Origin of the sequence: Mesorhizobium sp. WSM4310 (genome assembly GCF_007003935.1) — a bacterium.
Taxonomy (GTDB): domain Bacteria; phylum Pseudomonadota; class Alphaproteobacteria; order Rhizobiales; family Rhizobiaceae; genus Mesorhizobium.
Genome location: NZ_VFTA01000018.1, coordinates 62,792 through 84,925 on the forward strand (window position 1 = coordinate 62,792; position 22,134 = coordinate 84,925).

General features: G+C 62.1%; 22 protein-coding genes, 1 tRNA gene and 1 pseudogene. 9 read left to right on the forward strand and 15 right to left on the reverse strand.

The window, feature by feature from the left end; genetic code table 11:
* Both FJV80_RS19725 and FJV80_RS19730 read right to left on the reverse strand, forming a co-directional pair.
* Positions 1 to 390: a type II toxin-antitoxin system VapC family toxin gene (locus tag FJV80_RS19725; RefSeq protein WP_095792892.1), complete on the reverse strand. Its 390-nt coding sequence runs from the start codon at positions 388 to 390 to the stop codon at positions 1 to 3.
* Complete coding sequence (locus tag FJV80_RS19730; RefSeq protein WP_142877191.1) at positions 387 to 653, reverse strand: type II toxin-antitoxin system VapB family antitoxin; 267 nt, start codon at positions 651 to 653, stop codon at positions 387 to 389. The genes FJV80_RS19725 and FJV80_RS19730 overlap by 4 nt, the downstream gene beginning before the upstream one ends.
* A gap of 177 nt (positions 654 to 830) precedes the next feature.
* Between FJV80_RS19730 and FJV80_RS19735 the strand changes: the two genes are divergently transcribed.
* Positions 831 to 1,697, forward strand: a complete 867-nt coding sequence (locus FJV80_RS19735; protein WP_142877192.1) for an NAD(P)-dependent oxidoreductase — start codon at positions 831 to 833, stop codon at positions 1,695 to 1,697.
* 263 nt (positions 1,698 to 1,960) lie between these two features.
* On the opposite strand, the gene FJV80_RS35625 is transcribed toward FJV80_RS19735, so the two are convergent.
* A complete protein-coding gene (locus tag FJV80_RS35625) occupies positions 1,961 to 2,095 on the reverse strand; it encodes a hypothetical protein (protein ID WP_281408756.1) in 135 nt (44 codons plus the stop codon).
* Between the two features lie 249 nt (positions 2,096 to 2,344).
* A complete protein-coding gene (locus FJV80_RS19740) occupies positions 2,345 to 4,687 on the reverse strand; it encodes an OmpA family protein (protein WP_142877193.1) in 2,343 nt (780 codons plus the stop codon).
* A gap of 198 nt (positions 4,688 to 4,885) precedes the next feature.
* Between FJV80_RS19740 and FJV80_RS19745 the strand changes: the two genes are divergently transcribed.
* Together FJV80_RS19745 and FJV80_RS19750 are read left to right on the forward strand one after the other, a co-directional pair.
* The gene (locus tag FJV80_RS19745) at positions 4,886 to 5,332 is read left to right on the forward strand and encodes a YcgN family cysteine cluster protein (RefSeq protein WP_142877194.1); all 447 of its coding nucleotides are present in this window, start codon (positions 4,886 to 4,888) and stop codon (positions 5,330 to 5,332) included.
* Positions 5,333 to 5,537: 205 nt separating this feature from the next.
* A complete protein-coding gene (locus FJV80_RS19750; protein WP_095789166.1) occupies positions 5,538 to 5,924 on the forward strand; it encodes a hypothetical protein in 387 nt (128 codons plus the stop codon).
* Positions 5,925 to 6,194: 270 nt separating this feature from the next.
* Here FJV80_RS19750 and FJV80_RS19755 read toward each other — a convergent pair whose 3' ends face one another.
* Positions 6,195 to 6,905 (reverse strand): SIMPL domain-containing protein, encoded by a 711-nt coding sequence (locus FJV80_RS19755; protein ID WP_142877195.1) that lies wholly within the window; start codon positions 6,903 to 6,905, stop codon positions 6,195 to 6,197.
* A gap of 134 nt (positions 6,906 to 7,039) precedes the next feature.
* Between FJV80_RS19755 and FJV80_RS19760 the strand changes: the two genes are divergently transcribed.
* Positions 7,040 to 7,115 (forward strand) — tRNA-Ile (locus FJV80_RS19760).
* A 253-nt stretch (positions 7,116 to 7,368) separates the two neighbouring features.
* Here the strand turns inward: FJV80_RS19760 and FJV80_RS19765 are convergent.
* The 3 genes from FJV80_RS19765 to FJV80_RS19775 all read right to left on the reverse strand — a co-directional run bounded on the left by FJV80_RS19765 (position 7,369) and on the right by FJV80_RS19775 (position 9,297).
* Positions 7,369 to 7,839 (reverse strand): hypothetical protein, encoded by a 471-nt coding sequence (locus FJV80_RS19765; protein ID WP_142877196.1) that lies wholly within the window; start codon positions 7,837 to 7,839, stop codon positions 7,369 to 7,371.
* Between the two features lie 146 nt (positions 7,840 to 7,985).
* Positions 7,986 to 8,393, reverse strand: coding sequence for an ROK family protein (locus FJV80_RS19770; RefSeq protein ID WP_142877197.1), 408 nt, complete (start codon positions 8,391 to 8,393; stop codon positions 7,986 to 7,988).
* A gap of 436 nt (positions 8,394 to 8,829) precedes the next feature.
* A complete protein-coding gene (locus FJV80_RS19775; protein ID WP_348643980.1) occupies positions 8,830 to 9,297 on the reverse strand; it encodes a substrate-binding domain-containing protein in 468 nt (155 codons plus the stop codon).
* A gap of 123 nt (positions 9,298 to 9,420) precedes the next feature.
* Here FJV80_RS19775 and FJV80_RS35145 point away from each other — a divergent pair.
* Positions 9,421 to 9,702, forward strand: a pseudogene (locus FJV80_RS35145) (SDR family NAD(P)-dependent oxidoreductase); the annotation flags it as partial.
* A 98-nt stretch (positions 9,703 to 9,800) separates the two neighbouring features.
* On the opposite strand, the gene FJV80_RS19780 reads toward FJV80_RS35145, so the two are convergent.
* The 5 genes from FJV80_RS19780 to FJV80_RS19800 are packed head-to-tail and all read right to left on the reverse strand — an operon-like array spanning position 9,801 to position 14,299.
* The gene (locus FJV80_RS19780) at positions 9,801 to 10,826 is read right to left on the reverse strand and encodes a leucyl aminopeptidase (protein ID WP_142877198.1); all 1,026 of its coding nucleotides are present in this window, start codon (positions 10,824 to 10,826) and stop codon (positions 9,801 to 9,803) included.
* A 50-nt stretch (positions 10,827 to 10,876) separates the two neighbouring features.
* Positions 10,877 to 11,566 (reverse strand): N-carbamoylsarcosine amidohydrolase, encoded by a 690-nt coding sequence (locus FJV80_RS19785; RefSeq protein WP_142877199.1) that lies wholly within the window; start codon positions 11,564 to 11,566, stop codon positions 10,877 to 10,879.
* A gap of 11 nt (positions 11,567 to 11,577) precedes the next feature.
* Positions 11,578 to 12,333 (reverse strand): Asp/Glu racemase, encoded by a 756-nt coding sequence (locus tag FJV80_RS19790; protein WP_095775918.1) that lies wholly within the window; start codon positions 12,331 to 12,333, stop codon positions 11,578 to 11,580.
* Positions 12,330 to 13,154, reverse strand: a complete 825-nt coding sequence (locus FJV80_RS19795; RefSeq protein WP_142877200.1) for an alpha/beta hydrolase — start codon at positions 13,152 to 13,154, stop codon at positions 12,330 to 12,332. The genes FJV80_RS19790 and FJV80_RS19795 overlap by 4 nt, the downstream gene beginning before the upstream one ends.
* Positions 13,154 to 14,299 (reverse strand): FAD-dependent monooxygenase, encoded by a 1,146-nt coding sequence (locus tag FJV80_RS19800; protein WP_142877201.1) that lies wholly within the window; start codon positions 14,297 to 14,299, stop codon positions 13,154 to 13,156. Before FJV80_RS19800 ends, FJV80_RS19795 begins: the two co-directional genes overlap by 1 nt.
* Before the next feature lie 390 nt (positions 14,300 to 14,689).
* On the opposite strand from FJV80_RS19800, the gene FJV80_RS19805 reads away from it, so the two are divergent.
* From FJV80_RS19805 to FJV80_RS19815, 3 genes are read left to right on the forward strand one after another with little or no spacing between them, the layout of a single operon-like run.
* Positions 14,690 to 15,169, forward strand: a complete 480-nt coding sequence (locus FJV80_RS19805; RefSeq protein ID WP_095792937.1) for a MarR family winged helix-turn-helix transcriptional regulator — start codon at positions 14,690 to 14,692, stop codon at positions 15,167 to 15,169.
* Between the two features lie 37 nt (positions 15,170 to 15,206).
* A complete protein-coding gene (locus FJV80_RS19810; protein ID WP_142877202.1) occupies positions 15,207 to 15,710 on the forward strand; it encodes a (2Fe-2S)-binding protein in 504 nt (167 codons plus the stop codon).
* A complete protein-coding gene (locus FJV80_RS19815; protein ID WP_142877203.1) occupies positions 15,707 to 19,273 on the forward strand; it encodes a molybdopterin cofactor-binding domain-containing protein in 3,567 nt (1,188 codons plus the stop codon). Before FJV80_RS19810 ends, FJV80_RS19815 begins: the two co-directional genes overlap by 4 nt.
* Before the next feature lie 15 nt (positions 19,274 to 19,288).
* On the opposite strand, the gene FJV80_RS19820 is transcribed toward FJV80_RS19815, so the two are convergent.
* Positions 19,289 to 19,555 (reverse strand): hypothetical protein, encoded by a 267-nt coding sequence (locus FJV80_RS19820; RefSeq protein WP_142877204.1) that lies wholly within the window; start codon positions 19,553 to 19,555, stop codon positions 19,289 to 19,291.
* 572 nt (positions 19,556 to 20,127) lie between these two features.
* Positions 20,128 to 20,820, reverse strand: coding sequence for an alpha/beta hydrolase (locus tag FJV80_RS19825; RefSeq protein ID WP_095775912.1), 693 nt, complete (start codon positions 20,818 to 20,820; stop codon positions 20,128 to 20,130).
* A gap of 102 nt (positions 20,821 to 20,922) precedes the next feature.
* Between FJV80_RS19825 and FJV80_RS19830 the strand changes: the two genes are divergently transcribed.
* Positions 20,923 to 21,846: a LysR family transcriptional regulator gene (locus tag FJV80_RS19830; protein WP_142877205.1), complete on the forward strand. Its 924-nt coding sequence runs from the start codon at positions 20,923 to 20,925 to the stop codon at positions 21,844 to 21,846.
* Positions 21,847 to 22,134 lie beyond the last annotated feature (288 nt).

The following is a 22,134-nucleotide window of genomic DNA, read 5'->3' on the forward strand; positions in this document are numbered from 1 at the left end:
TCAAACCGCCGCCTCGATATCTGTCAGGCGGAAATCATTGCTTTTGAACAGTAGCGGCATGGCCTCGAGCCGGGCTACGGCATAAGCGATGCAATCGCCGAAATTGAGCGCGGCCGGATGCCGACCCTTCCCGTAGCGCAGGAAGGCCTGACGGGCCACGGCTGCATGGTCGGCCGTGAACGAGATTGTCTCGATCGAGGCAACGCGAAGGAAAGCATCGAGAAGATCGGCAATCTCGTCCTGCCAACCTCCAACAAGCACCATCGTTGTCTCCAACAGGGTTGGAGAGGCAATAAGCCTTCTCTGGGCACTGGTGATAGCCTGGACAAATTGGTCGTGACCTGGTTCGGCGCGCAGAACAGCGACAAGCGCGGATGAATCGATAATCATCGCGTCGGGATTCCAACCTCATCGTAACCGAGAATCTCGTCCTCAGTCATAGCGTTTTCGCGTTTTGGGATCTGGCCGGCGCTGTCAGAGATCGCCATCAAGCGCCGGAAAAGATCATCGCCCTTGTCGCGTGGCACCAGCCGCTCGCGCGCCACCTCACGCTCGAGGCTCTGGCGGATCGCTTCCGTCACCGAGATCCGGCGGCGGCGGGCAAGCTCGCGCGCCAGTTGCTCGACTTCCATGTTCTTGATCGATAGAGCCATTATATATTCCACCTCTCTGTATAGAAGATATAGGGACCGATCGCGAAAGTCCAACAGGCCGGCAGCGAAAGAAGCCTCCCCAACGTCACCATCCGACGGCACCCCAGGCCCTTGTATCCGGCAGCGGCACGGGCAAGGATCGCGCGGACGAAGAGATATCAGGGAAGCGGAGGATAAATGTCGCTCAAGGGAAAGACGCTGTTCATCTCCGGCGGGTCGCGCGGCATCGGGCTGGCGATTGCGCTGCGGGCGGCGCGCGACGGCGCCAATGTGACGATCGCCGCCAAGACCGCCGAACCGCATCCCAAGCTGCCGGGCACGATCTACAGCGCGGCGCAGGAGATCGAGCAGGCCGGCGGCAAGGCGCTGCCTGTGCTGTGCGACATCCGCGAGGAGGCGCAGGTGGCCGAGGCTGTTGCAAAGACGGTGGAGAAATTCGGCGGCATCGATATCTGCGTCAACAATGCCAGCGCCATCCAGCTCACCGGCACGCTGGAGACCGACATGAAGCGCTACGACCTGATGCATCAGATCAACACGCGCGGCACCTTCCTGGTCTCCAAAATGTGCATTCCACACCTGAAGTTAGCCGATAATCCTCACATCCTGAATCTGGCGCCGCCGCTCGATATGAAGGCCAAGTGGTTCAAGAACCATGTCGCCTACACCATGGCCAAGTTCGGCATGTCGATGTGCACGCTGGGGATGAGCGCGGAGTTCGCCAAGGACGGCATCGCGGTCAATTCGCTGTGGCCGATCTCGACCATCGACACGGCGGCGGTGCGCAACCTGCTCGGCGGTGCGACGGTCGCGGCGATGAGCCGTTCGCCCGACATCATGGCCGACGCCGCGTGCGCCATCTTCCTGCGGCCGTCGCGCGAGGCATCCGGCAATTTCTACATCGACGAAGAAGTGCTGCGCGCCGAGGGCGTCAGCGACTTTTCGATCTATGCGCCTAGCGCGACCGGACCGCTGGCGGGCGACTTTTTCGTGCCGGACGAGGTGTTTGCCCGCACGGACAGCAAGATCAAGAGCATCTACTAGCTCTTCAAAGCAGGACACATCACTTCGAGATAGGCTCCAACAGTTTCGTCATTCTGGGGCGAAGCAAGGAGCGAAGCGACGCGGCGCAGACCCCAGAATCCATGCCGGGACTCTGGCGTGTCGCCACGGTGCAGAATTCTGCGCCGCCGCACTCTACGGCCGAGAGCACGGAATGGATCCTAGGGTCTTCGCGACGCCGCTACGCGGCTGCTCCGCCCTAGGATGACGAAGTCGGGGCCGCCTTGGCCAGTCTGTGACGAGGGTCAGCCTGCCTTGCCCTTCTTGCCTTTGCTCAGACCCATAAGCCGATCGATATAGGCCAGCATCAGCGCCGAGACGACGAAGGCGAGGTGGATGATGGTCAGACCAGGCCGTCGCTCTTTGCAAGCTGGATCCAAAGCAAAAAACCCCGCCGGAGAGGGCCGGCGGGGCTCAATACGTCCCGCTGGAGTCGGGACGGGGCAGGGAACGCCCAGCCCTGAATCTGGGGTCAGCAAGCCTGTGATTCAATGAGCCGCTTCCGATGCCGGTACAAATCTTCTTGAGCCCGGGGGCTGGACCCGAGCCTTTCCCATCCCCGATCGAGCCGGGGATGGGTGCTTTTCGCATTGAGTCCGCAAACCAGGTCATGGTTTTGAAATCATGACCTAATTGTTGCTGGCGACCGGTGCCACCAGCGAGGTGATGCGGCGGATGGCGACACGCCGGTTCTCGCGGTTGGGCGCCGAGGTGTTGACCTTCAGATACTGCTCGCCATAGCCTTGCGTCGTCAGGTTCTCCGGCGGGATGCCAAAGGCATTGGTCAGCGCTTCGGCAACCGCTTCGGCGCGGCGGTCCGACAGAGCAAGGTTCGCTTCCGGCGTGCCGACGGCGTCGGTGTGACCCTCGATTAAAAAGGTCTCGGCCGGGTTCTTCTTCAGCAGTTTCTCCATGGCGCTAGCGACGCCCTCGAGCTTTTGCACCTCGGTGTCGGAGATCGAGGAGGAGCCGAATTCGAAGTTCAGCGTGTCGAGGTCGACGCGGCGTGCAATGTCGCGCACGCGGGCCGAACGCTTGACCTCGTCGATCGAATAGAGACGCTGGACCCTCTCCACCGGCGGCTGGTCGAGGAAGGTGTAGTAGTCGTCGGGACTCTCGACATCCTCCGAATCCAGGATGTAATCGCGGCGCGGGATGGTCAGCCGCATCGGCGGCAGGTCGTCGCCGGGATCGCGCCAGTCGCCCTCATCCTGATAGTCCCGCTCGTCGACATAGCTCAGCACATATTCGCGCCCATCCGGCGTGATGCGCGAACGCTGGATGACATCGCCGTAACGGTTGCGGATGGTGACGATCTGGACGCCATTGTCGCGCTGGACCGTCTCGCGTGTACGGCCCTGCGACAGATCCTCGTAATAGACGTCCTTGGCGCCGCGGTTCATCCGCGAGCCCTCATTGCTCTGCACGATCGTCTGGCCGCCGAGCTGGATGATGACGCGGTCGCCGATCTCCTTGAGCACGTCGACGCCCTTGGGACGACGGCGGTCGCGGATGTTCTCGTCGGGGGCCCGGTCGAGGCGCTTGCCCTTCTCTTCCGTTACCGGGACGAGCGTTTCAGGCTTGATCGCTTGCTGGGCTGACTTGTCGTCGGTTGGAGGCGGGCCTTGGTCGACAGGAGCGACCGCCGGCTTCTGGCCCTGGTCGCCGCCTTGCTGGGCGTTCTGGCCACCATTCTGCTGTTCGCCATTCTGCTGGCCGTTCTGGTCGCCATGCTTGCGGCCGCCGCCCTTGCGCTGGGCATCCTTCTGGCTGTCGAGGATGGGCGCAGCGTTCTTGTCGGCGGGCGCTTCGCCCTGCACGGGGTTTTCGCCCTGGGCAGGCGCGGCCGTGTTGCCATTGGCGGGCTGTTCACCGGTTGCCGGCTTCACGCCATTGGCCGGTTGCTCGCCCGTCGCGGGCTGCTTGCCGGTCTGCGGCTGTTCGCCTGTCGCCGGCTGCTCGCCATTCGCGGGCTGTTCGCCCGCCGGCTTCCTGCCGTGCTTCTTTGTCTTGTCCTGGGGCTGCTCGCCCTGGACCGGCTGTTCGCCGGCAGGCGCGGGTTCAACCTTCGGCGTCACTGCTTCGCCGGCCGGAGCTTCTTTCGGCGCAGGGGCGGCTTCCGGCGTCACTGCAGGGGCAGCAGGCGCCTCCTTCTGCTGATCCTGCTTGTGTTTCCTGCCGGGCTTGACTGGCTGGTTGTCGTTGGCGGGCTGTGCCTCACCAGCCGGAGCCTGTTCGGCCGGCGCCTGCTCGGTCTGCTGTTGGTCGCGCTTCTTCTTGCGCGGCTGCTGATCTTCGGCGGGTGCCGCCTGTTCGGCCGGTGCCTGTTCGGTCTGCTGCTGCTGGTCGCGCTTCTTCCTGCGCGGCTGCTGCTCTTCGGCGGGTGCCGCCTGTTCAGCCGGCGCCTGTTCGGTCTGCTGCTGCTGGTCGCGCTTCTTCCTGCGCGGCTGCTGCTGTTCGACGGGTGCCGCCTGCTCGGCCGGCGCCTGCTCGGCCTGTTGCTGCTGTTCGTGCTTCTTCCTGCGCGGCTGCTGCTCTTCGACGGGTGCCGCCTGTTCGGCCGGCGCCTGCTCGGCCTGTTGCTGCTGATCGCGCTTCTTCCTGCGCGGCTGTTGCTCTTCGGCGGGTGCCGCCTGCTCGGCCGGCGCCTGCTCGGCCTGTTGCTGCTGTTCGTGCTTCTTCTTGCGGGGCTGCTGCTCCTCGGCGGGTGGAGCAGGCTGTTCGGCGGCCGGGGCTGCCTGCTCGGCCGGCGCCTGTCGGGCCTGCTGATCGCGCTTCTTCTTGCGCGGCTGCTCCTGGTCGGCCGGCTGGGCCTCGTCGGTCGGTGCGTCCTGTGCCAGGATCAGCGGCGTTCCACCACCTTGCATGGGGCCGAACGAGGCACTTCCCTGAAGCGGGAACGCGCCCAACGGCGCGGATGCCATCAACAGGCCAAGTGCGGTGCCTGCCAGAATCCATGGTTGGCGTTTCATCGAAAACTCTCCTTGTGGGGTCCCATCCTTGCCGAAACCGATCTTAGCCCGATTGGTTCCGGTTTGGCGGGGATAGACACCGTACAGGGCGATTGGCCGGCCTTTTGAAGGCAACTTCATGTCATTCGGGCGGGTTGCGGCCGCATTTCAACCGTCGTCGCGCTTGACCTCGGCGGCGGCTGGGGCCACATCCCCAAAATGAAAACGCCGTTCTGGAAAACAAAGACGCTGGAGCAGATGAGCCCGGCCGAGTGGGAATCGCTGTGCGATGGCTGCGGCAAATGCTGCCTGTCGAAGCTCGAGGACGAGGACACCGGCGAGATCTACTGGACCAGTGTCGGCTGCCGGCTGTTCGACGCGCAGACCTGCCGCTGTTCAGACTACGCCGACCGGCTGGCGCGCGTCCCCGATTGCGTCGGGCTGACGCCGCAGAATGTGCGTACCATCAGCTGGCTGCCAAGCACCTGCGCCTACCGGCTGGTGGCCGAGGGTCGCGACCTCTATTGGTGGCACCGGCTGGTGTCGGGCAGTGCGGAGACCGTGCATGAGGCCGGCATCTCGATGCGCGGCCGGGTCAAGGCGAGCGAAACCGATCTAGCCGAGCCCGAAGATTATTTTGACTATATGCTCGACGACGAGCCTTGAGGTCCGCCTCAATACGGCTCCCGACAAGGAACACGAGCAGGAATTTTTGGGCGCGCATTGTCCGAAACCTGGCGACGATTTCCTTTTCCCGCCACATGAACCGCAGATGAACGCCGGGTTCGTAAACAGTTCAGCCAGGCTGGCGCATTCTCCCATCATCGCTTTCAAGAGGACGGGCACAAGCCCGCAACAAGGAGAGAAGACCATGTTCAACACGGTGAAAACGGCAGCCCTCTCGGCCCTGGTCGGCCTCGGCGCGCTGACGGCCATTCCTGCCCATGCCGACAGCCTCTATCTCGGCTTCGGCAACAACCAGGATCCGCGCTTCGGCGTCTACACCGGCGACGACGGCTATCGGCATCGCCGCGATGAGCGCCGCGACGACTGGCGGGGTGACGATTGGCGCCGCGACGGCTGGCGCCGCGGCTGCTCGCCGGATCGCGCCCTCGACAAGGCGGAGCGCATGGGCCTCTACCGGGCCCGCATCGTCGACGTCAACCGCCGCGTGGTCAAGGTCATGGGCCGCCAGGACGGCGACCGCGTCGTCATCGTGTTCGCCAACCAACGCGGTTGCCCGGTTATCTATCGCTGAGGCTGCAAATCGGAGCGGCATCCTCTTCTTCGAAGATGAGCCTGGAGACATGACCCCTAGGGGGTCAGTCTGGAGACACAACCTTCTGCGAAGGTCGGTCTGGAGGCATCATCTTCTTCGAAGATGAGCCTGGACTAGCGGAGCCCCTGTCCCATCGGGCGGGCGCGGCTCGAAAAAGCCCCGCGGGAACGATCCCGCGGGGTTTTTTATGCGCGCCGGCGGACAATCCATGGCTGGGCGAAGAGCCCCGCCATGGATTGTCGAAGCTGGTTAGTTCAGTTCGAAGGTGACGGTCACCTGGACGTTATAGGCGTTCTCGCCGGCCTGCACCGGCGTGGCGCCTGCCGCGGCGTCGAAAGCCTTGGCGTTGATCGGCATCGGTGCCGGCCTGATGTTCTGATCCGTGATCTCGAGCACCTTGCCGAGGCTGACGCCGGCCGCCGCGGCAAGCGTCTTGGCCTTGGCCATGGCGTCGGCCACCGCTTTCTTGCGCGCTTCGGTGACGGTGGCCGCCGGATCGTCATTGGTGAAGGCGATGCCGCCGCCCTGGTTGACGCCGAGCGAAACAGCCTTGTCGAGGATCTCGCCTGTCTTGTCGATGTCGCGCACGCGCACCGAAAGCGTGTTGGTCACCTGGTAGGCGACGAACTCGGCTTCCTGGCTCCCATCGGGTTTGTTGGTGTAGTTGTAGCGCGGGTTGATCTGGATGCCCGCCGTCTGCAGGTCGCGATCCTTGATGCCCGCCGCTTTCATCGCAGCGATCACGGCGGCCATGGCGTCGTTGTTGGCATCGAGGGCGGCACGCGCCGTCTTGGCTTCGCGCATCACGCTGAGCGACAGCAAAGCCAGGTCGGGAGGAATGGTCGCTTCGCCTTCACCCGAAACAATGATGCGGGCGGGCGTCGGCGAATCGGCGGCTCCAGCCATCGCCGGAAAAGCGATTGTAGCGGCGAGCGCGAGGGGCAAAAGATGTCTGGTCATGAAAATCTCCTTGGTCTGCGATCCAGTCGCACAGGTCGCGTAGAGCGCGATTATGGGGTGATTTGGGCGATCCGCGAAAGCCCGTCGGGAAAGCCTTGTGCCGGAAAGCGAAAAACACTAATCCATCCCGCGTGGGGCCTGTAGCTCAATGGTTAGAGCCGGCGGCTCATAACCGCTTGGTTGGGGGTTCGAGTCCCTCCGGGCCCACCATGATCTTTGATTTTGTTGACGAAAATTCGACTCAACCCAAAACGTTCTGGGCCCATTGTGGGCCACCCGTGCCTCAGTCTGCCTGCGGTCCTCGCCGACTTCACCAAGGTTTTGTCAATTCGCTGGATCAATAGGCTTGGCTCGCGATCATTGCCGGGTTGATATCTGCCAGTTGCATGTTGGTTGCCGCGCTCACAGTCGCACCGTAGTAGCGGCCGTCGGCAAGCGACCTACCGAGCCGAAACAGGTGCAATTAAATGTCAGCGCGGTCGAAGCCCGGGGACCCATAGATGCGTATTTCGCTGCCCTCAAAGGCAGGCTGAATGTCAGCAATGCCCAGCGTAAGGTTGCTTTGGTTGATCTCCCGTTCAACATCAGCTTGCAACTGGCTTTGGAGAACCTCAACCTCTCCTGTCCCTGCATAGCTTTCGATAATGCGAGGGCTTCCAAGTCCGAGTCGTCTTTGTGGGCTTGTAGCATCTTCGCTGATCACGGGTCGTTCGACGATGGCGCAGAACGTCGCTTCGCCCACTGTTATATGTGCGGAATAAACTAGCCGCTCAGCGCCGACCGGCACCTTCTCAAGCTCTGTAAATTCCAGATCGCACGTTACACCTTTGACGGCGACTACCTCTTGGAAGCGCGCCAGTTCGACCCCTGCTTTTGCCACGTCCGCGATTGAAATTTCTATATCATCCGTCGCGAGCGACTGCAGAAACAGCAAGGCCGGGTATATATATTGTTATTGCCTTGCCCAAAGGGACTCGAACCCCTTAATAAGCAAGCGCTCTACACTGCTCTCAGTCGCGTTGGTCAGAAGCCCGCCGAACGGGACGTGTGCCGCCGCCAAGATCGATATGGACCTCGAGGTCAGGTATGTCCGGTTGGGCGGGTTCCGCTCTCGCGCTCAAACCCCGCAGTGCTTTCGAAGTCGAAGAACTGCTGAATCGCGAGTGCCGAAGCGCCGCGGGACCAGACGTTGTTGTCCCAGTCGATTTCAATCGGCGGCGGGGTCGCGAACGAGGATTCGCGGACAGTGGCAAGGAGGGGCTCGATAAGCGCCGGACCAAAACGGGCCGCTTCTCCGCCGACGATGACGACTTCCGGGTCGATGAGATCGATCAGGCCGCTGAGCCGATGACCGATCTCGCGGCCGACTTCGCCAAGATAATCCAGGGCGAGCCGTTCGCCTGGTTCGATTGCCTGCTGCAGGAAGGAAGGGACGCTTCGGATGACACCTGACCGACTGCACCTGCATCGTTTCGATGAACAGGGCATTCGGATTCCGACTTTGAACTGACGGCCGTCCAACGGGTATATTGCATGGGACTCAAGCCAACTGCGGAGCACGAGGTGGTGGCTTGCGTTCTACAGGATGATAGGCTCTTCGCCGGCACCATCGCCCAGAACATTGCAGGGTTTGATCGGCCCCCTGGAACGCCGTGGAGCACTACGCATCGATTCCAAAACGTTGTTTCCTGCTGCCAAGGCGCTTCAAGGAAGCGGGCTTCCAGCAGGCTGGGGCTTAGGCGGTGTCTTAAGAAGCAAAGATGCGGCCGACCTGACAGCATCGGCCGCATCCGGGTTCAGTCCCGCGCGGCCGATCCGACCGCGAGTTTATCTAGACCGTTCAGCCTGCAGGCGATCTGGGAAACCGCCCGCGGCAATGAAGACGCCGGTAGACCTCGAAGCCGTCGGTCTGCTTTCGGCCGGACTATTCGGCCGGGTCGAATCTGCCTTGCACCAAGATTGCCGCGACCGGCCCAAGTGGATTTGCGATCCGGCTCGCCAGGCCCTCGATGAGTTTGTGCCCGACATTTGCCATGTCTACCGAATGAACGCCGATCTTCGCCGGCAGGAAGCGCGCCAGCCGGGTGTTGTCGCGCGTGACGATGTGGACGTCGCGGCCCGGTGTAAGACCCAGCCTGCCGAGAGCGTGCAACGCTCCCAGCAGGCCCAATTCGTTGGCGCATGCCAGGCCCGTCGGCGGATCCGACGATGCCAGCAGGCGATCGAACCAGGCCGCGCTCGATTCCATCGTGAACGTGCCGTCACCGATCAGCGATTGGTCGATCGGGATACCGGCCTCGGCCATAGCCCTCTTATAGCCGGCGAGACGGGCGGCGCTCGCCTGATCCTTCTGCACGAGAAGTTGTAGAGCAATGCGTCGAGACCGCGGCACGACTTCCGGTCAATCCGGAATGCTCTTGCCATGGTTTGAAGTCGCCTCAACCGGAAGAGCGCGCCAGCCGGTTCTAAGGCACGGTCGGCGTCACTTTGGGTATTTAGATCCGCCGATTGAAGCATGGAGCGCTCCCGCGTCGACCTTTCAGCTAAACGAATCTCGTAACCTGGGTATCTGGGGGTCTGGGTATCGAGACGGCGCAAGCGTGGTGGCGTACGGCGCCAAGGTGGTGGGGGCGGCGCGCAATCTCGACAAGGCGCGCACCGCGACCGAAATCGTGCGTGATGCCGCGAATGGGGCCTACGATTGGTCGAGCTCGACCTCGTCTCACTGACGAGCGTCCGGGCTTGCGCTGATGCGCTCCTGCCCGATGGTCGGTCGTTCGACCTCATCATATCCAATTGTCAGAAAACTGCATCGTGTCTGTTGCATGTCCCACCAATGTTGAAAGAGTTGGTTTGAACGACGCTGGTGCACTCCGTGAGTGCCGGCAGTTTCCTCTATTGGCTTTGCTGCATTTCCTTAACGACGATGTCTCCGTCCACCACGATCGGTTCGTCATCCAGGAAAAGACTGCAACCGCGCATCGGAATGTCCAGGTGGCAGGCGGTGTCATTGGGGCCGCCGAGTTCGTTGTTGGGGCCCGTCGAAAACATCACGTTGCCGTAGAAGGAGCGCAACTCCATGCCCATGCCGCCGGGAAACTGTGTCAGGCCGTGCCACTGCGCCCGGTGGTCGAGGCCCCAGCCGACATGGCTCATGCCCATGCCGCGCGGGTCCTTGAACTCGCCCATGTAGGATTTGATCAGCTCGGCTTCGAGCCCGCCGCGGATGTCTTGAACGAAGCCTTTTTCGATCGTGTAGACGACCGGTTCGCGCACATAGGTGTTGAATGGCAAAAGCACGTCGCCAGGCGCCAGCACGATCTTGCCGTCGACACCGTCGTCAGCGCCGCCGGTGAAGACGAAGGCCGCTGGCCAGTGGTCCCAGCGTCCGGGCTGGTCGGTGTAGCCGTATTCTCCAACCGTCGGATAAACGCCAAGCCTGTAGATCACGTCGGTGCCGTGGCGGGAGGTGATGCGCATGGTCTTGGCCTTCGACAAAAGCGCCTCGCCGATTTCGACGCGCTCGCGCAGTTCCTTGGTCGGCAGCAGCCGGGCAAGCAGCGGCGCGGGTTCGACGGCTGTCAAGACGCGCGCACCGGCCGCCTGGATCGCCATCTGCTCCGGGCTGAACAAAAGAAAGATGAGGTCGACGACCATGTCGGCCTGCTTCAGCGCTTCGACCGCCTCGGGATTGGCGGCCAGGCCGCTCTCGCCGACCGCCCAGGCGCCATTGCCGGGCAGCGGCGGGGGCAGGCGCATGTGGTACATGCGTGCGCCGAGGCGCTGGCCGGCGGCGAGGAACGCATCGGCATAGTCGAGGCGCTCGCTGCCTTGCGACAGGACGATAACCTTCTCGCCTTCGTGCACGCCGCTGAGCGTGAGCTGGTGCAGGCAGATTTCAGTCAGAACGTTGCGGTCCATCCAGCGATCTCCTTTGCAATGTGGGCGGCATCGCGGCCCATGGGATTCAGTTATGCGTTCTGCTTGGGCGCTCTTCGCTGGCCGGCGCGCCCGATTTCGTCCAGCGCCTCTTTCAGGCCGACGACGTCGCCATACTTGGCATCGATGTCGAACAGGTTGGCTTCATGCGGCCCGGCGTGCCGGTCGCCAACGCAATCCCTGACCACGATGGTTCGGTATCCGTGCTGGACTGCGTCCACTGCGGTTGCCCGGATGCAGCCGCTGGTCGAGCATCCGGCGAGTATGACGGTGTCTACGCCGTCGGCATGCAGCATCGGCGCCAGGCTCGTGCCGAAGAAGGCGCTGGCATACTGCTTGGTGACGACCAGTTCATCCGGCAACGGCTCGACGCCGTCGCAGAATTCGGCCAGCGGACTGCCGGGGACCAAGGCTGCCATCACCGGCGCCTTCTTCACCCAGATCCCGCCGTCGGCGCAGCTCGGCGCGCGATAGAGGATGTTGGTGTGGACCACCGGTACGCCGGCTTGGCGCGCTGCCGCCAGCAGTTCGGGCGTGCGCGCTACGGCCTCCACCACGCCCTGTGCGAAGAGCGGCGCGCCAGGGGTCGTGTAGGCCTTCATGAAATCGATCACCAACAGCGCCGGCTTGCGACCGAAGCCGATGCGACTGCCCCAGACGCCGCCGTAGTTGTCGGCTGCCGACTGCGTTTCAGCCTCTATGGAAATTGTCGGCTGAGTCATGGCCGTCTCCCTCAGTACGCGCCGGAAAGCAGCGCGCCGGCGCCGGGAACGACTGGCTCCAGGCCGAGCGCCTTCAGCAGGCCGTAGGTGGTGGCGACCGCCGCCGTCAATACCGGTTTTCCGGTAAGGGCTTCGACCTTGGCGATGACGGGCAGCGACGGCATCTGCACGCAAGCCGACAGCACGACCACGTCAACACCTTCGAGGTTCATGCCGGCAACGATGCCGGGCAGGTTTTCCGGATCGTGTCGCGCCACGTCGAGGTTGTCGGGGATCTCCAGCGCGCGCCAGTCGACGACGTCGAAACCTTCCTCGCGGATGTAGTTGACCACCAGTTCGGTCAGGGGCCGCACATAGGGCGCCACGACGGCGATGCGCTTGGCCTTCATCACCTTGAGGCCGTCGACCAAGGCGCCAGCGCTGGTGACGACCGGGATGTCGGCGCCGTTCTCCTGCGTGCGACCGCGCAACCGCGCCTCTGACTGCCTATGGTAGCCGAGCCCCATCGCCATGATGGCGACCAGGCAGGCATAGCCGAGCACGTCGACCTTCGCATCTGAAAGCTCGGCCGCGCAGCGGTCGGATTCGCCGTCCATGGCGGCAAGCTCGTCCTTGCTCACCGTCTTCATGCGCATGCGGCTCGAATGGAATGTGAAGCGCTCGGGGCGGATGGCCTGGCGCGCCATCAGCATCGCCGGGATCTCGGTTTCCATGGTCGTATTGGAGCTCGGCACGATCTGGCCGATCCGGAACGGTTTCGTGGTCATGCCGTTTTCCTCGCTGCCAGAGCGGTTCCGAGCAAGTGGTCAGCCGCGGCCAGAAACCCTTCGAGATTGTCCCAGGGGATCATGTGTCCGGCATCGGGCACGCGCTCGATGCAGATGCCGGGGTTGAGCGACTGAATTTCCGCTTCGTCGGCAGGTTCGATGACCCCGCCGCGCGTCGCCACCATGATGCCAGCGGGGACGGGAAGGCCGGGCAGATCCTGATGGATGTCGTCGGTGTGGAAGCCCTCGAAGGCGGTAACGATAGCGGGTTCGTAGCAAGTGTGCAGCCACTCGGCGCGCAGCGCGCGCTGCTCGTGGCTCCATGTCGGACAGAACGCACGCATCGCCTCGGCATCCATGCCCATTTCTGCCTGCCGTATCGAATCCACATACCAGGACAGCTTCGACGGGTAGGCGCGGCGGTCCGGCCCCGAGACGGGCGGGTCGACGAGCAGGAGCCGCGCCATACCGGCCGGGTTTCGCGTCGCGGCGCGGATTGCGATGCGCGCGCCCATGGAATGGCCGAGCACCGTCACGCCGGAAAGACCGAGCGCGGCGATGAAGCCGGTCAGGTCATTGGCAAGGCAGTCGAGTTGGTAATCGAGGCCTGGGCCGGATTGCGACAGACCGCGGCCACGCACATCGAGGACGTAGACATCGAATTCGCGAGCAAGCCTTTCAGCGACGAAGCCCCAGGTCACGGCCGGGCTGGTGATGCCCGGCACCAGCACCAGCGGCGCTCCCGCGCCGAGATGGTGCCGGTAGTGCTGGCGGATGCCGTTCGCGAAAACGTTCGCCCCTGACGTTGCCATGGCGCTCATCAGGCAACCTCACTCTTCAAGGTGGCGCCATAGACGTCGTAGCCGAACACCCAGGCCGGATCTTCCTGGCTGCGCAGCCAGGTGTTGGCATTGGACACCGCCTGCACGCGCGAGGCGCGATCCCTGCGATTCGCTTCGTAAAGGGCGAAGGCGGCTGCGTGATCTCTGGTCCCGGTTTCGCCCAGGCACCGCGCAAGCATGGCGGCATCCTCGATGGCCATGGCCGCGCCCTGTGCCATATGCGGCTTCATTGGATGGCAAGCGTCGCCGAGCAGCACCAGCCGCCCCTCGCTCCATACCGGCAGCGGCTTGCGGTTGAGCAGCGGCCATTTGGTGACCTCGTCGCTCGCGTCGATCAGTGAGTCCACCACCGGATGGCAGCCGGCAAACGTGTCGCGCATCTCTTCGCGGCTGGAGGGTACGAAAGCCCCATCGAAGTCCCAGGCCGGGTGAGGGACGCCGGTGACGTAGTAGTATTCGCTGCGGTCCGCCGTGGTGTGGTAGACCATCATGTGGCGGTCCTCGAACCACCATTTCACGCAATCTTCGAAGTCGAGGCCGTAGCGGCTTAGCTTGTCGGACGAAATCACCGCCCTGTGGGCGACCCAGCCGCTGTAGTTAGGCTTTTCCTTGCCGAGCAGTGCTTCGCGCACCTTCGAATTGATGCCGTCGGCGCCGATAACGATCTCGGCTGTGACTCGAGTGCCGTCGGCGAAGCTGAGTTCGACGCCGGCGCCATTGTCCGTCACCGCGTCCAGCCGCTTGCCGAAGTGCAGGTTTTCCGGGCGCAACAGCGATACCTGGAGCGCGTGCAGATCGCCGCGATGGACGGTCACATAAGGAGCGCCATACTCTTTTTCGGCGAACGCGCCGAGCCGAATTCGGGAAAGATACTCGCCGGAGCGCCCATCACGGCTGAACCAGAAATCGGGCTTCGACCCCATGTCAACGACAGCGTCTTCCATTCCGAGTTGACGAAACACCCGCATGACATTGGGACCCATGTGAATGCCGGCGCCGATGCGTGCGAAAGCTGGAGCCTGTTCGAAGACGTCGACATGAAAGCCGGCTTGCTGAAGTAGGCTGGCAGCGGCAGCGCCCCCTAGACCGGCGCCGATGACGGCAATTTGCGTTTGGATTGGCATGGGCTCGTTGACCCTCCGTGTGAATTTAGAACCGCGATCGTCTGTGTATTTATAGAGTACACACTCTAAATGTCAATCGAAAAATAGAACGACGGTAAAAAAACCTGCGGAAATATGGGGATTTGACATCGTCTGCAAAACAGATATTATAGTGTATGCACTTTTTAATCGCGCCTGTACGACCGGACTCCCCTGCGGCTTACGGCCCTACAAAAGGCACGCAGCGTGGGCAACCGCGTCTTGGCTCCCGCAGATCCGGCTGCCGAAAGACTCTCGCGCAATGCGGCCCGCAAATCGGACATAAAAGCAGCAACGGAAGCTGTCTTGCCTTGCGCAACGCGGGCGTTTTATGCATGCGTCGGGTGCTACGACTTTGGAGCGGAACGCGCGGTGCCGGATCACAGGCCAAACGAAGCGGATCGGATCGAGAATGCGGATCCCTATGTTTTCACGGACCAGGTCGGCTACCTGCTTCGGCGGGCCTACCAGCGACATCTCGCAATCTTCCAAGCGAATGTTGGCGATCCGCAACTGACGGCAGTTCAATTTTCGACACTGTGTGCGCTAAAGGACAGCGGCCCTCAGTCGCAAAGCGAACTCGTGAAGGCAACAAGCGTCGACCAGGGCACAATTCGTGGGATCATCGACAGGTTGAAGAATCGCGACTTGATTGCGTTTTCGAAGGACGGCGCGGATGCGCGCAAGGTAATAGTCTCCATCACGACCGCCGGTCTGCAATTGCTGGAAGCAGTCGTGCCGCATGCGAGAGATGTCACCGAACTGACCTTAATGCCCCTGAATCCTGCCGAACGAATGGCACTTCTCCACACGCTTCGCCTCCTCGGAGAGGATACGGATCCGAACGACTGAAGTACGCCATAGTGCTTGCAGCCTTCAGCAAGTCTGGATGGCGGCATTGATTGCGCTGAGCGTCAACGGCATGGATGTGCAAGTCTCCGTCGCACCGTCGACGCCGCTTCTCCACGTGTTAAGAAACGACCTTGGCCTGAATGGCCCGAAATACGGTTGCGGCCTGGCCGAGTGTGGCGCCTGTGCCGTGCTCGTCGGCGATACCGGGGTTCGCTCGTGTACGGTGCCTGTCGGGGCGGTCACAGGCCGGTCGATCACGACATTGGAAGGGCTAGGAAAGCCTGAGCACCTTCATCCCGTTCAAGCCGCGTTTGTTGCAAACAACGCCGCCCAGTGCGGCTACTGCATCAACGGGATGATTATCGCCACCGTGGCGTTGCTGAGAAGCAATCCCAAGCCGGACGAGACCGCTATTCGAACTGCCCTGCGCCACCATCTATGCCGCTGCGGCACGCATCTTGAAATCCTTGCTGCTGTTCGCGAAGCGGCTCTGGCCCCATCCGATGTCGCAGTCGCTGAGGCAGAGGAGACGGCTTCATGACCGGCCCGCGCGACCGGCCTGCCGCGGCCTATCTGGCAGATCCCGATACGCTTCTGGTTCTGCGCCCAAATCCTTTGGAGGGCAGGGACGATGAACTGTTCCTTGCGCTCGACGCCAAAGGCAACGTTACGGCGTTCAATGGCCATGTCGATCTCGGCACCGGAATTCGCACTGCACTGGCCCAGATCGTGGCCGAGGAGTTGGATGTTCCATTCGACCGCGTCCGCATGGTGCTTGGGTCGACCTCGGCCACGCCGGATCAAGGAGCGACCATCGCCAGCGAAACCATCCAGATCAGCGCAAAGCCGCTGCGCGCGGCGGCTGCGACGGCGCGCGTTCATTTGCTGCAATTGGCAGCGACCCGCTTCGCCTTGAAGGCGGAAGATCTGGTCATCGAGGAAGGGGTGGTCCGCGCGGGAGATACGGAAACAAACCGCCTGGTCAGCTTTGGTCATCTCATCGCCGGCGCCCACACGCGCCTGTTCATCAATCCGCACGCGCCTCAAAAACATGCTTCGCAATACCGCATCGTCGGCCGGCCGCAGCCACGCACCGACATACCGGCTAAAGCCACCGGCACATTCACCTACGTCCATGACGTGCGTCTGCCTGAGATGCTGCACGGGCGCGTTGTCCGACCGCCCTATGCCGGCTTCGATTCCGGTTCGCACGTCGGTGCCAGCCTGATTTCCGTCGATGAGAACTCGGTGGCCAATGTGCCGGGCCTCGTCGCCGTGGTGGCCGTAGGCGATTTCGTCGGCGTGATTGCCTCACGCGAAGAGCAGGCCGTCGAGGCCATGCAACGTCTCGAGGTGCGATGGCGCGCCGCACCGGACATGCCCGACCTCAATGCACCGCAGGCGGCGCTGCGCGGGAATCCGTCGACGGCCCGCAAGCTGGCCGATCGGGGAGATGTCGAACGCGCGCTCGGCGCGACAGCCGAGCCGATGCAACGCACTTATGTCTGGCCTTACCAGATGCATGGGTCGATCGGACCGTCCTGTGCGGTCGCCGACTGGCGCCACGACGGCCTGACGGTCTGGTCTGGCACGCAGAACCCGTTTCCGATGCGCGCCGACCTGGCACAACTTCTCGACATGCCGGAAGACCGGATCGTTGTCGAACGACTGGAAGCGGCCGGATGCTACGGACGCAACTGCGCCGACGACGTGACGGCTGACGCCGCCCTGTTGTCCCGGGCTGTCGGCCGGCCGGTGCGGGTCCAGCTTACTCGCGAGCAGGAACACGCATGGGAGCCAAAGGGTGCCGCGCAGGTCATCGATGTGCGGGGCGGCCTGGACGAGGAGGGTGGTCCGGCGGCCTATGACTTTGAAACGCGTTACCCGTCCAATCTGGCGCCGACCCTGCCGCTGATCCTGACCGGCAAGGTTTCACCAGTCGCGGAGGTCGCCTTGATGGGCGACCGCACGGCGGTGCCTCCCTATGCATTCGGCAATCTGCGCGTCACCGTCCACGATATGCCCACACTTGCCCGCGCCTCGTGGTTTCGTGGTGTCTCGGCGCTGCCAAACAGCTTTGCGCATGAATCCTTCATCGACGAGCTAGCGACGGCGGCCAAAGTCGATCCAGTCGAATACCGCTTGCGTTATCTAACCGATCCGCGCGCAATCGAACTGGTGCGGGCCGTGGCCGAACGCGCCAAGTGGAAACCGCATACCAAGCCGGGCACGCATGGCCGCGAGGGCGATATTTTGTACGGGCGCGGCTTTGCCTATGCCGTCTATGTCCACGGTCCTTTTCCGGGCAAGGCAGCCGCCTGGGCGGCCTGGGTCGCCGACGTGGCCGTGAACAAGGTGACGGGCGAGATCGCGGTGACCAAAGTCATCTGCGGTCAGGATACCGGCGCGGTGATCAACCCGGACGGCGTTCGCCACCAGATTCATGGCAATGTCATTCAGTCGACCAGCCGCGTTCTGAAGGAGGAGGTCAATTTTTCTTCCACCGCGGTCGCCAGCCTCGAATGGGGCGCCTATCCGATCATCGGCTTTCCAGAGGTGCCGGACATCGACGTGCTGATGATCCCGCGCCCCGACGAGCCGCCGCTGGGTGCCGGCGAGTCCGCCTCCGTACCAAGTGCGGCCGCGATCGCCAACGCGGTGTTCGACGCCACCGGCGTGCGTTTTCGCGAACTGCCGCTGACGCCGGAGCGCGTGCGCGCCGCCCTGAATCCGCTGCCGGCTTCGTCGCCATCGAACGGGAACAGGCGAACGGCCCGAGCCAAAGGTTCGCGCCTGCGGTTTGCCTGGCCACTTGCCGGCGCTTTTTCCGGCGCCATCGCCCTTGGCGCAGGAATTTTCCCGTTCAATGCGGCCATTGCCCCTGTGGCGCGTCCGCTATCCGATGTCTTTTCGCCTGCCACGATCGAACGTGGCCGGCTGGCCGCAGCGGCTGGCGCCTGCAACGTCTGCCATGTCGGCGTCACCGGCACGCCCTTTGCCGGAGGCAGGGCTCTCGAAACCCCCTTCGGCATCGTCTATGCCACCAACATCACCCCCGATGAAGCGGCCGGCATCGGCACCTGGTCCTACCCGGCTTTCGCCAGGGCGATGCGCCAGGGTGTTGCGCGCGACGGACACCATCTCTATCCGGCGCACCCCTACACATCTTTCGCCAAAGCAAGCGAGGCCGATCTCCAGGCGCTCTACGCCTACCTGATGGCACAGCCCGCCGTGACGGCCAAAGTACCGCAAACACAGCTCCGTTTTCCCTTCGGTGTACGGCCATTGATGGCAGGGTGGAACGCGCTTTTCCTGTCGTCATCGCCGGCACCGTCCGATTCGGCCCGAAGCGCGGCCTGGAACCGCGGCGCGGAACTGGTCGAAGGCCTTGGCCATTGCAGTGCCTGTCATTCGCCGCGCAATGTCATCGGCGGAGAGATCAAGGGCGCGATGCATCTTGCCGGCGGCGTCGCCGACGGCTGGCACGCACATTCGCTGACGGCAAAATCCTTCGCGCCGGTCGCCTGGAGCGAAAAGGCTTTCTATGATTATCTGCGAACCGGCCACTCGGCCCAGCATGGCGCGGCGGCGGGACCGATGGCTCACGTGGTGGATTCGCTGGCACCGCTTCCCGATGCTGACATCAGGGCGCTGGCGGTCTATCTCGCCAGTTTCAACGTTGGCGGCGAAACGTTCGCGGCCAGCGGATCGATCCAAAGCGTCATCGATGCTGCAAATCTTGCTGCCCCCAAAGCTGCGGCCGCCTTTCCTCGCGGTGCGCGAATGTTCGCAGGTGCCTGCGAGACCTGTCATTCCGAAGCGTCGTCCATCACGTCGCTGGCTCTCAACACCAATCTTCATGCCGATGCGCCGGACAATCTCCTCCATGCCATCCTGGAAGGCGTGTCTGCGCCGGCTGCCTCGCCGCTCAGGACAGACGCGACCGATTTCGGTGTCATGGCGATGCCTGCCTTCGGCGGCGCCCTCGACGATGCCGATCTGGTCGACCTCGTGAACTATCTGAGGGCGCGTTTCGCGCCCGACAGACCGGACTGGCAAGCCGTCCCGGATTCGCTCGCCGCCGTCCGATCCACTCACCATTGATGCAGACTGGAAATATCAGAGTGCCAATGTGCCCTCCGGAAAACATGGTTGGAACGCCCAGGCGAGATTTGGATCGAGCGTGAAAACGGATTTTTCTGGGCTGCGGAAACACACGAACGACATGGGAAGATTTCTGACTTTGGCCCGCGAAAAAGTCAATGAAATCACCGACTCTGGGATGTCCTCCCGGGTCATGACTATTGATTTTGCACCGAAAAAATCTGTTGGTTGGAGAAGTGACGGTACTTTTTGAAGCAGGTAAGGCGCGTCGTCGAGCGCCACAAAGTGAAAAAAATCGCCCGATTGTTCTCGATAGTTGGTGAAACCTCAAAATATTTTTTGCGGCGATTTTCCTTTTAGAATCAACGCCGTAATTTTTTGACGGTTCTGGTGTCGGACTTTGCACAATTCCGAAAAATATTTGACAGTAATTTCAACGAGTTATAAGCTGGTTAAACAATCGAGTGGGAATGACCGGATACAACCTGCGGCAAAGCAAAGCTTCGGTGGCGATTTTCGCTTGCCGCGCCGTTCCGTTTCTTACTTCCGCTACGCTGTACATTTCTTTCTCTCTGAACTTGCAGGTTCGATCTGCGCCCATGTCGCGGTTGATGTAAAGCGTTTGAAAGGGTGAGAGGGCTCTGGCGTAGAATGGCGTGCGCAAAGGCGGGTCCGTTTTGCGCCTGTGCGCAGTGGCGCTCGGCCTCGAGCTGACCCACCTAAAATTCTATCCAATCATAGGAACTTTGACCACGAGCCTAGCGTCATGCGCTCCTTCGCGTGGGCAAAAGAGAGAGGGAGAGGGCCGCCTCGCGCGGTCTCCTCCCTTCCCGATTAGGCCTTTGTCAGTTGTTCTAAACTGCGGCCACTGCCTTCCGGATCACGTCGATCACGACGGCAGGATGGGAAAGCATCGGCACGTGGCTACTCACCACCTCGGTGACATCAGCGCCCATGCGTTTCGAGACCCAGCGCTGCAGGTCGGGATGCACGGTATGGTCTTTCGTGGCTAGAACATACCAGCTCGGCTTTGACTTCCATGCGATTCGATCGGCGCTGAGATTCTGCTGATGGAACAGATCGAACACGGGCGCATAGTGGGTAGCCCATATGAGCTTCTGGTCTGCCTCGGATAGGTCGCCCGCGAAGAATTCAGGGCCATTCGGCAACATCCAGGCGCGTCCATCCGCGACCTCGACCCGCGTGAAGATATCCGATGGGTACTTATCGAGCTGGTTCTGCACCGTTTCGCCGGCATCCGGGGCAACTGCCGCGATGAACACGAGCCCCACGACGCGATCGTCAACGCCGGCGGCGGTAATGGTAGCACCACCGTAGGAATGCCCGACAAGGAGGACGGGATTGCCGACGCGGTTAAGTGTCCGCTTTACAGTCGCCACGTCCTCCTCGAACGAATCCAGGCCATATTGAACAGAGATGACTTCGTGACCGTCTGCCTGGAGCGCTGGAATCACCTTGTTGAAGCATGAACCGTCGGCCCAGATGCCGTGGCAGAACACGATGGTCAGCTTGGATATTGTCGACATTTTGCGGTCTCCTGGTTGATCAAAAGAGACCTAGAGCTGTCTTCCACCGGCGACAAAGACTTTGTACGTTCGACCTATGCCTTAAAAGTATAACGGTGACCCATGGAACTCCGACATTTACGCTATTTCGTTGCCGTCGCAGAGGAGGGTAGTCTGCTAACTGCTGCCCAGCGGCGGCTAAACACATCGCAGCCTTCGCTGAGCCGACAGATTCGCGATTTGGAAGCCGAAATCGGCGTGATGTTGCTCGAGCGGCAGGCACGCGGCGTAGTGCTTACCCCTGCGGGACGCGTCTTCCTAGATCATGCCCGGCTCGCACTTCTGCAGGTCGAGGCCGCGGTCGATGGTGCTCAGCGGGCGGCGCAGCCGAATAGGCCCGTACTTTCCATCGGATTTCTTGTAGGGCTGGAGGTCACGTGGTTGCCTCATCTGTTGCGCATCATCCGCGAAGAAGTACCGGAAACGGAAGTCACGCTGTGCAGCCTGTCTTCCCCTGAACTTGCCCTCGCGGTGATGCGCGGGAAGCTGGACATGGCCTTCCTTCGCCCCGAAAAACAGAGCCTGGGCCTGACCTTTAAATTGCTGACGAAGGAGCCTCTGATCGCCATCCTGCCAGCGGGCCATCACCTGGCTTCGCGCAAAAAGGTCCGGCCGCAGGACCTTGCCAGCGAAATTTACGTCAGCTCAGCGAGGACGTCTCCGGTATTGCAAGCAGTGATCGAGGCCTACGCATCGAGCGCTGGAATCACGCTGAAACCTAAGTACGAAGGCGAGAATATATCGTCGGCGATGTCACTGGTCGCGTCCACTGGAGGCGTGACGCTCGTTCCGCTGTATGCACAGAATATGCTGACGCCGAACGTCGTTGCCAGGGCGCTCGAAGGTGTGCCTCCGACAGTCGATCTTACTTTGGGATATGCCGACGCTAACTCATCACCTTTGCTCCATCGACTTCTGTCCCGTGCGGACGAGTTGATCGAAAGCGTTCAAAATCAAAGCATCATTCGGTATGCTGAAACGCCATAGTAAAGTTACGGCCCAAAGCATCAACAGCAAAGGGACGTCCGTCTAGGCGATATCCGACGGTCCACTTTGAGGCACGCAGAATGCGCCGTTGGATGACCGGCTTAGTCGCTAGCGTGCATGGAGGCGATTTGACTTACTAAGGTCCGCTTTTGCGCATTGGCCGACCAAATGCTGCCGTTCCGCTGCCGGCTAGAAGCGGCCATATCGCAGTGAAATTCCAAAACGGATGTTCTGCGACTGCGAATGCCAGCTTAGCGCCTTGGACCGCGGTTCGGATTCATGCTGTGG